The sequence below is a fragment of the Gordonibacter sp. genome, from assembly GCF_036667095.1.
Classification (GTDB): Bacteria; Actinomycetota; Coriobacteriia; order Coriobacteriales; family Eggerthellaceae; genus Gordonibacter.
Genome location: NZ_JAVWUP010000321.1, coordinates 1 through 2170 on the forward strand (window position 1 = coordinate 1; position 2170 = coordinate 2170).

2 protein-coding genes are annotated in these 2170 nt (G+C 55.3%); both read left to right on the top strand.

The genetic code is table 11. From position 1 onward, the window contains the following. Nucleotides 1-179 precede the first annotated feature (179 nt). Nucleotides 180-1751, top strand: coding sequence for an IS21 family transposase (gene istA / locus RR842_RS14195; protein WP_332730232.1), 1572 nt, complete (start codon nt 180-182; stop codon nt 1749-1751). Further along, nucleotides 1748-2170: ATP-binding protein (locus tag RR842_RS14200; RefSeq protein WP_332730234.1), on the top strand; the 423-nt coding region annotated here is incomplete at its 3' end. The genes istA and RR842_RS14200, both read left to right, overlap by 4 nt.

Here is a 2170-nt window from a genome sequence, read left to right on the forward strand (position 1 = left end):
TGCAAATTCCGCTTGAATTGCGTGCCTATTCCGATAGGAACTGAGTGAGTTTTCCGCTTTAGCTGCGCGCCTGCTACGATTGGCGCTGCGCGTCCATTCCGCTTAGAACTGCGTAACCAACTTCTCCTCTATGCTTGTCCGGCATCTACCCGACAAAGAAGAGAAAGAAGTTGATGCCTATGCAAGATCGGTCAACCATCGTCGGAATCATCGAGATGAGATCGAAAGGGTTCAGTTACCTCGATGTCCAAGCGCGCTACCGAATAGGCTCCGGCACGATCACCCGGATCATGAAGAACTTCGATGCTATGGCGACAACGCTTGACGAGCTGAAACTCATGGAGGCGGGCGCTGTTGTCGACGCGTTCTTTCCACCCGAGAGGAGGCGCAGGAAGGATACGGCGCTTCCCGACTTTGTAAAGATACACGAGCGGATGCTGGACATGGGAAAACGGGCGGACCTTTCGCTGATCTGGATGGATTACAGCGAAGATAATCCTGATGGATACCGCCTGTCGCAGTTTTACAAGCTATACGGTGAATACCTTGCACAGATCAGCGGGAATAAGAGATCCTCGATGCCCGTCGAACGGATTCCTGGACAAAAGATGTTCATCGATTGGGCTGGTGACACGCCCGAGCTTTTGGTCGACGAAACGACAGGAGAGCTTTCGAAGGTGCACTTCTTCGTCACCACCATGGGCTTTAGCAGCTACCTGTACGCAGAGGCCTTCCTCGACGAGAAGACGCCGAGCTTCGTGGCCGGTACAGCGCATGCGCTCACGTTTTACGGAGGGGTGCCCGAGCAATTGGTGCCGGATAACTGCAAGGTGGCCGTTTCCAAGCATACGAAAGACGAGCTCATCTTAAGCAGCGCATACTCCGATCTAGAGGATTACTACGATGTCGTCGTGCTGCCGCCGCCGGCGAGAAAACCAAAAGGCAAACCAACCGTCGAAAACCACGTCCGGCAAATCGAGACGCACCTGATAGAGCGTTTGAAATCCAAGCCCTACGTCACCTTAGGCGAGATCAACCGCGATATGGCCAAACTCGTAGACAGCATCAACGATAAGCCTTTCCAGAAGAGATCAGACATTCGGCATAGCCGAAAGCTCGGGTTCGAGAAATACGACCAGCCCAAGCTCCGCCCCCTTCCCGGCCTGCCGTTTCTCACCTGCGACTATCGCTCTGTTCTACGCATCCCGGACAATTATCACGTCGAATACGACGATCATTACTACTCAATTCCGAGCACCATGGTCGGCAAACCGGCAGTGCTCAAGGCGACGATGAGCGAGATCCGCATCTGCGATAGCGACAACCGTTTGATTTGCAAACACGAGCGCTCCTACAAGACGTTTCCCCTCTACATCACCATCGACGAGCACATGCCCGCCCACCATGCGTTCAATAAGGAGCTCGACGCGCGCGACGGCGGTTACTACCGCCGCTGGGCCTCGACCTACGGGCAATCCATGGAAACGCTCATCGACCGCATCCTGCGTGTGCCGAAGCATGAGGAGCAGGCCTATCGCAGCTGTGCGGGCATCTTGCACATGTGTACCGACGTGCCAAGGCCGATCGTCATCGAGTCTGCGGATAAGTGCGTCGAGGCGAAGGTGTTCAAGTACAGCCACTTCAAAAAGGTCTTAGGCCAGGCCAGGCAATCCTGCTTGCACAACGAGGGGCAAGATGCAATCGGGCTGCCGGATCATGCCAACATTCGCGGAAAGGATTACTGGAAATGAAGGATGTCTCTGTTGATGCAAACGATATCGATGCCGTCACGGATATCCTCTGCGAGCGGTTGCGCAGTATGCGGATGTCGGCGATGGCAGAAGCGCTCGAAGGGCAGCTCGACGACCCTAACGCAGATCTTCGCGGCTTCTTCGAGCGACTTACGGAGATTATCGATGCCGAATGGCAGAGCCGCTACGACAAGAAGTTCACGCGCTTCCTGAAAAACGCGACTTTACGCTACCCGAGTGCCGACTTCGACGAGACCATCTACGATCCCGATCGCCTGCTGGACGCGGCGGCTATCGAGCAGCTTGCCAAATGCGAATGGGTCGACGAGGGCAAGAACCTGCTCATTACAGGTCCGACTAGCGGTGGGAAATCTTACTTGGCCAACGCCATGTGCGTCGCCGCCCTGCGCCAGTTCAAG